This window comes from Nostoc flagelliforme FACHB-838, from assembly GCF_014698065.1.
Classification (GTDB): Bacteria; Cyanobacteriota; Cyanobacteriia; order Cyanobacteriales; family Nostocaceae; genus Nostoc; species Nostoc flagelliforme_B.
The window spans coordinates 1-6,767 of record NZ_JACJSI010000322.1 but is presented as its reverse complement, the minus strand read 5'-3'; the positions used below and the strand labels follow the sequence as shown (position 1 = coordinate 6,767).

Annotated in this window: 5 protein-coding genes and 1 pseudogene; 5 read left to right on the top strand and 1 reads right to left on the bottom strand. The window is 39.6% G+C overall.

The annotated features are described in order from the left end of the window. Positions 1 to 220: 220 nt before the first annotated feature. From H6G97_RS42335 to H6G97_RS42320, 4 genes and pseudogenes are all read left to right on the top strand, one after another. Positions 221 to 640: pseudogene (locus H6G97_RS42335) on the top strand (IS4 family transposase); the annotation flags it as partial. A gap of 301 nt (positions 641 to 941) precedes the next feature. Further along, positions 942 to 3,542, top strand: coding sequence for a CHAT domain-containing protein (locus H6G97_RS42330; RefSeq protein WP_242055969.1), 2,601 nt, complete (start codon positions 942 to 944; stop codon positions 3,540 to 3,542). 525 nt (positions 3,543 to 4,067) lie between these two features. After that, positions 4,068 to 4,250, top strand: coding sequence for a hypothetical protein (locus tag H6G97_RS42325; protein WP_190946538.1), 183 nt, complete (start codon positions 4,068 to 4,070; stop codon positions 4,248 to 4,250). 90 nt (positions 4,251 to 4,340) lie between these two features. Then, positions 4,341 to 4,769: a hypothetical protein gene (locus tag H6G97_RS42320; RefSeq protein ID WP_190946537.1), complete on the top strand. Its 429-nt coding sequence runs from the start codon at positions 4,341 to 4,343 to the stop codon at positions 4,767 to 4,769. A gap of 47 nt (positions 4,770 to 4,816) precedes the next feature. Here the strand turns inward: H6G97_RS42320 and tnpC are convergent, their stop codons facing one another. After that, positions 4,817 to 6,295, bottom strand: a complete 1,479-nt coding sequence (gene tnpC / locus H6G97_RS42315; RefSeq protein ID WP_190946536.1) for an IS66 family transposase — start codon at positions 6,293 to 6,295, stop codon at positions 4,817 to 4,819. Positions 6,296 to 6,427: 132 nt separating this feature from the next. Between tnpC and H6G97_RS42310 the strand changes: the two genes are divergently transcribed. Further along, positions 6,428 to 6,592: a hypothetical protein gene (locus tag H6G97_RS42310; RefSeq protein ID WP_190946535.1), complete on the top strand. Its 165-nt coding sequence runs from the start codon at positions 6,428 to 6,430 to the stop codon at positions 6,590 to 6,592. The last annotated feature ends 175 nt before the right edge of the window (positions 6,593 to 6,767 follow it).

Genomic DNA, 6,767 nt, shown 5'->3' with positions numbered 1-6,767 from the left:
ACTTAGAGCATAACCTATCGACATTGCACGCTCATTTAATCGGCGGTAAGCGAAGCCATGCCGTCAGGCTTATCGCCTAGTTCTAAGGTTGCAAAATTTTTCTCCCACCAGTTCAGCATTGCTTGTTACCTTTAGCACCCAATTTTAATTACTGTACCGTATTTGCTGTACTGTTTCTTAAATCCTTTTCCAGCAAGTTTTTCGAGACTTAACGGGAAAAGTCAGGACTAATTTAGATGATTTAGATTCAGCGATTATTGCTTATAAACGACGTTTTGATATTGAAGAAATGTTTAGAGATTTTAAGAGTGGTGGTTATAATTTGGAAGATACCAATGTATCAGGACAACGGCTAACTTCTCTAATATTATTAATCTCGCTTGCCTATACCTCTGCAACTATATCTGGTCAAAAAATTAAACGCATGGGTGTTCAAAAATATGTTGGACGAATTAAAGAATCTAAGCGGATTGTTCGACGACACAGTAGTTTTTATATTGGTCTTTATGGCCGCAATTGGGTCAATTTCATGGAAAATTCTTATGAGTTAGTCACTGAATTATTGAGATTGAGTCTTAATAAGCGTAAGTACTACCAGCAAGGAGAAAGGGCTATGAGGCTTATTTTATCTGCGTCCTAGCCCTTTTTGTAGCCCCGCAAAGAAACTTAGATGCAGCAAGACTTTCCTGATTTACATCTGTTGCCTCATTTTCATTTTAGAGAATTGGTATAATGCGTAGCGTGGGGAATATCTGATTTACAACGACTATCGCCATGTTGTAGCTACAAATTCATCCAGAATCACACAGAGTACTAGATGGTTTTTATAATTAATTATCAGAAACGAATAGAAAATAAATTTTGTAACTTATATGAACTTTTTTAAATATTTGCTATTATCATTTTTGACTATATTTCTTTGTATATTTTTATCTGTTATTTTGGATTCCTCTCTTTTTTTTACAGCAGCCTTTGCCAAATCTAAAGTTTTATATTTTTCGGCTGTAGCAATAAAACCTGCTGTTAACCAAACCCAAATTTTTAGTTTAGTGCAGCAAAGCCAAGTACTTTATGAAGGGGGAGAGTTTACAGAAGCGGTACAACTTCTAAAAAAAGCAGCAGACGAATTTAAAGCTACTAATAATGTATTGAATGAAGCTATAGCTTTGACTAACCTTTCCTTAACGTATCAGCAATTAGGGCAATGGCAGCAAGCGAATGAAGTCATCTCACAAACTATTAAATTATTACAAAGTATAGAATATTCAGATTCTTCACAAGAGCAATCGCAAGTCTTTGCTCAAGCTTTGGATGTTCGAGGTGGGCTGGAGTTAGCACAGGGACAAACTGAAGTAGCCCTAAGTACTTGGCAATCAGCAGCTAAAATTTATCAGCATTTAGATGATATATCAGCGCTAATTAGCAATCACATTAATCAAGCCCAAGCAATGCAAGCTTTGGGGAATTATCTCCAAGCAGATCACACTTTAACCTCACTACGAGAAAATCTGCAAAAACAACCAGATTCTCCTGTTAAAGCTAGAGGATTGTATAGTTTAGGGAATGTATTGCGAAGTTTGGGTTATTTAAATGATTCTCACAAAATCCTAAAAGAAAGTTATTCTGTGGCTGGGAAAGTGGGAAGTGCGAACGCTCAAAGTAATGCTTTACTTAGTTTAGGTAATACAGCCCGCGCTCAAATCTACGCTCAACTAAGTTTAGGGAACTCAAGCCGTGCTAAGGATTATGCTCAAACAGCAATTCAATATTATGAACAAGCAGTGCAGATTGGAGCTGCGATACCCACTGTGCGGCTCCAGGCTCAACTGAATTTATTAAGACTATTGGTAGAGCAAGAGGAAGTTAGTACAGCAAAAACTTTATTGCCACAAATCCAGTCTCAGATAGACAGTTTGCCTCCAAGTCGCATGGCTGTTAACTACCGAATTAATTTTGCCCAGAGTTTGAGCAAAATGAGACAAAGCTCAGTTGAACCAAAAGATGTTGCTAAAATGCTAGCGCAAGCTGTGCAAGTGGCTAAAAGCTTAAAAGATCAACGAACTGAATCTTATGCACTTGGTATTCTTGGCGAACTGTATGAACAAACTGGACAGTTATCTGATGCCAAAGGTCTTACACAGCAAGCCTTGGTAGAAGCTGAGTCCATTGATGCTCAAGACATTGCTTATCAATGGCATTGGCAGATGGGACGGATACTGCAAAAGCAATCCAATATCCCGGCAGCAACAGATGCTTATAGTCGAGCTTACAACGCTCTCAAGTCTCTTCGTAATGATTTAGTTGCGATTAATTCTGACGTACAATTTTCTTTTCGTGAGAGCATAGAACCTGTGTATCGGCAGTATGTTGATTTACTATTGCAACTTCCAGACAATACGATTCAAAAGCCAGATAATCTTATTCAAGCTCGTCAGGTAATCGAATCTCTTCAATTAGCAGAATTAGATAATTTCTTTCGTTCGCCTTGTTTGCTACCAAGAGTTGACCTTGATAAATTAGTTGAAAAAGAAAAATCCACAGCTGTTATTTATCCAATTATTTTAGATAATCGGCTAGAAATTATTACTAGGTTGCCAGGGCAAGATATAATCTACCGTCAAACAGCTAAAATTCCTAAAAATATATTAGAAAAGACTGTAGAGCAACTACAGAAAGATTTGCCTGTAGCAAGCCGAGAGCCTGATGTTAAACAGCGCTCACAAAAGTTATATGATTGGTTAATTAGACCTATTGAAGCAGATTTAGCAAACAAAGGTATAACATCCCTAGTATTTGTGCTAGATGGTTCTTTGCGGAATATCCCAATGGGAATTCTTTACGATCAACAACAGCAGAAATACTTAATAGAAAAGTATGCCATTTCTCTGATGCCTGGACTACAACTCCTTTCTCCTAAATCTTTACACAACGTGCCCCTAAATGCTTTAGTGGCTGGAGTCGAGCAGAAACGCTTGATTGAAGGTAAATCATTTCCTGAACTTTTAAATGTTACTCAGGAATTAAAACAAATTCAATCTTCAGTTAAATCAAGTAAACAACTTTTAAATCAAGAGTTCACGAAAACTAATCTGCACAATCAAATTCAATCTACCCCCTTTTCAATAGTGCATCTAGCTACTCACGGGCAATTCAGTTCAGATATCGAACAAACCTATATTCTTACTTGGGATAGCTTACTAAAGGTTAGGGAGCTAGATGGTTTATTACGGGCTAGAGGTGAAAGCCGACCCGAAACAATTGAACTACTCGTCCTCAGTGCTTGTAAAACCGCCACAGGAGATAAACGAGCTGCTTTAGGATTAGCTGGAGTAGCGGTACGAGCAGGCGCACGTAGTACATTAGCTACTTTGTGGACAATAGATGATGAGTCTACTAGTGAATTTATGGGTGAATTATATCGGCAATTGGATGCTGGAATCACGAAATCTCAAGCTTTGCAACACGCTCAACTTGCAATTCTAGCGAAAGAAAATCGTCCATATTTTTGGGCACCTTATGTTCTTCTGGGTAATTGGTTGTAATTATTTAACAATAAATAATGTAGAGTTTAAGAGTTAAAATTGGTGAATTTACCTCTTAACGATTAGTGGACATAGCTGTTTTATTGTAGGAATAGAAACGGTTGTATCTAAACTTATTAACCATTGGCGATTGCTCTTTTGGAAAAAACTTTGCGATTTACCAAAGATTACAAAAATCTACACCTCTATTTTCAAGAGCAAAAAAGACCCTTGGCTTAGAAACTCTTATTTCCTGTATCTTTCAGGACTGAGAACGTACCTCACAATAGCGGAAACTGCTGTATCGCCTTATTTGAACGAGAAAACATGGCATATTTGGGCAACAATACAAGCCCGAAGCCTGGGTTGGGGAGGCCGTAACCTAGCGTGGCAAAACTTACTAGAGAAGAGTAAAAATCCTGTAATCTTGACCTTGTAGCGAAATAATGGTGCAAAAACTTGGTAAGAAAAAGTCTAAAGCCAGAGGCAACATCGTTTGAAGTACTCGATTGTGTTCAAAAAAAATGCCCTTTGTGCGGTCAAGCAATGTGGAATGAATACAATAATCCTCGACATATAAGAACATTAAATGGGGTAGTAGAACTACAGCTAAAAATTCGTCGATGTCAAAATCAGTCATGTCTGCGGTATAAAAAAGCATATAGACCAGAGCAAGAAGGGTCATTCGCTCTACCACAGAACGAATTTGGTTTGGATGTGATTTTATAAGGAGCATTACGCTACCAGGAACATAGAAGTGTTCCTCAAATACACACTCACCTTGAATTAAAGGGTATATGTATCAGTCAACGAACGGTCATGCACCTAATTGACAGATATGACGAGTTACTTTCTTTATGGCTAAAAGATCATAAAAGGTTAAAAGCAATATTTAAAAATCAAGAACGGGTGATATTAGCGATCGATGCAATGCAGCCAGAAATTGGACATGAGGTATTATGGGTAATTCGAGATTGCATATCAGGAGAAATAATATTAGCTAAAACCTTATTATCATCAAGAAATGAAGATTTGGTGGCGTTATTATTAGAAGTAACTAATACCCTAAATGTACCAATTGATGGCGTTGTTAGTGATGGACAACAATCAATTCGTAAAGCTGTTAAAGTAGCATTACCTAGTATTGCTTATGGTTTGTGTCATTATCATTACCTGAAGGAAGCTATTATTCCCATATATGAGGCGGATCGACATGCAAAAAAAGAATTAAAAAAAAAGGGTAATTAGTCACAGCAAGAAGTAGGGCTTATTGAGAAGAGACTAGCAGATAAGCCCTAGGTCAATGGCGTAAAATGTGGTTGGGGTGGAGAACGCCCGAAAGCTAACAAATTGAAAAGTTCCTCAACAGCATTCTTTCCTTGCAATCGCATGGTTTCCAAGAAGCTGAACATCATGCCTACGAGTTGACCGCCCCAATGACTTCTGGCACCACCACTAACTTTGCGATGGACGACCACTGGGCGCAATGCCCGTTCCGCATCATTATTATCTGGTTTCACCTCTGGATGGGAGAGAAAAGTAAACCAATCTGTCCAATACTTGCGGAAACGATTGGCTAAATTCTGGGCATCAGCAGCCCATACTTTGGATGGTGGATGATTCAGCACCTCTGCCAGTTGAGCTTCAACCCTGATGCGGTGTTGTCCTAATTGCTCCAAGGTGAGTTCACCAGTGTGAAAAGCTCGGTGTGCGAGTCTGGCACTATGGAGAATCGGAAAAACCTGTTTGGCAAACTGTCGATTGGCAGCCAAGTGAGAGGTTTCTAAGGCTTTTAATTCTCTTTCAATGTGAGCCAGACATTTTTGTTTAGCTGATGCACTTTGGGGACTATAAGCCGACCAACAATCACTGCTGAGAATACCGTCAAAGTCTTCCCCCAGTAAAGATTTAACTTCAGCAGAACTGCGAGTGGGCGCTAAAAATAGCACACAGACTGACGCAGATGTCGCTACCCACAGCCAGTAATTCACCCCATCAAGCCGATAACTAGTTTCATCAACGCAACGTACCCCTGGCTGTTGTATCAATTCCCACCACTTTTCATAGCTAGGGTACAGGCTTTGACTAAACCATTGGTGCATTTTCGCCAGGCTTCCCTGAGACATTGGGATACCGAAAATCGTCTCTACCAAATACCTTTGTTTAGACCAACTCAGATGTCCCCCATAGCCTAGCCATCCGACCAGACTACTCAGTAACGCTCCGTAACTGAAATCTTCCCGACAACCCAAGGGCAAGTCAGCATACCCCCGCCAACTGCAATTACGACATTCATAAAGCGGCCGCTGATATTCGTTCACTTGCACTGGTTGGCTCACCAACTCGGCTATCTGCGAGTGCCTGACTGGGGCCGACTCTACTCTATCTATTGGGGTACTACAAACTGGACAGTTCTCCAAGTTGAGTTCTATTTGATTGTCTACTTGCTCAAAGCCATTCCGAGTTGTCCCTTCATGACCGTATTTTGGCCCTCTCTTCTTCTTGACTTTTGTCTCAAATCCTTTATTTTTCTTCTTGTACCCATCTTGCGAGGGCGGTTGGGAGCTATTCTCACTGCTCCTGAGATTCAACTTGTTTAACTTTTCTTTGAGCTGCTCCAACTCTTTCTCTACCTGGGCTAGTTTGGCTTCTAGCTCAACATTTTCTTGCTTCTGTTTCAGGTAGGCTTCATACCAAAAACTTGCCCCCATCTGCTCTGGTTCAAAGTCAGGGGCATTGATTAGGGTGGGCAGTAGTTGGTCGTTAATTCCCATGCTCCTGATAATATAGTCCCTGTCAGTTTTTTGTCCATTCTCATTTAATGTTTCTTATTGCACTGACTAATTACAAAAAAGGTTAGAGGATTACGAGACATTGAACGTAGTGTTGTCAATGAAGATAAGGATTTGGCGACTATTATTGAAGATTATTGCTCGGCAGTACGTAATTCTATAACCAATGATGGTCATCCACCGTTAGAGGCATCTGGATTAAAGTTACAAGAAAATTTGACGTTGATAGAGCAAAGCTTAGAACGGATGGAAAAAAAAGTGCTTTACCACCGCCTTTAGTTAACCTAAAACACCTCCTAGGCAAAGGATTATCTGCGACTGCATCTTTATTTTCACCTGTTAGAGGATGTTTGAAAAGTCGGAAAAGGTGTAAAAAAGCTCTCTCAGTATAAGCTGTGAATAGATAATAAACAGTACCGAGAGAGTGACATGAGTAAAGCATATCCCAGCAACC

What these genes read in the sequence shown, in the direction of transcription:
- H6G97_RS42325 (WP_190946538.1), top strand. Translation starts at nt 4,068, where the DNA reads ATGTGGAATGAATACAATAATCCTCGACATATAAGAACATTAAATGGG.
- H6G97_RS42320 (WP_190946537.1), top strand. Translation starts at nt 4,341, where the DNA reads ATGCACCTAATTGACAGATATGACGAGTTACTTTCTTTATGGCTAAAA.
- tnpC (WP_190946536.1), bottom strand. Translation starts at nt 6,295, where the DNA reads ATGGGAATTAACGACCAACTACTGCCCACCCTAATCAATGCCCCTGAC.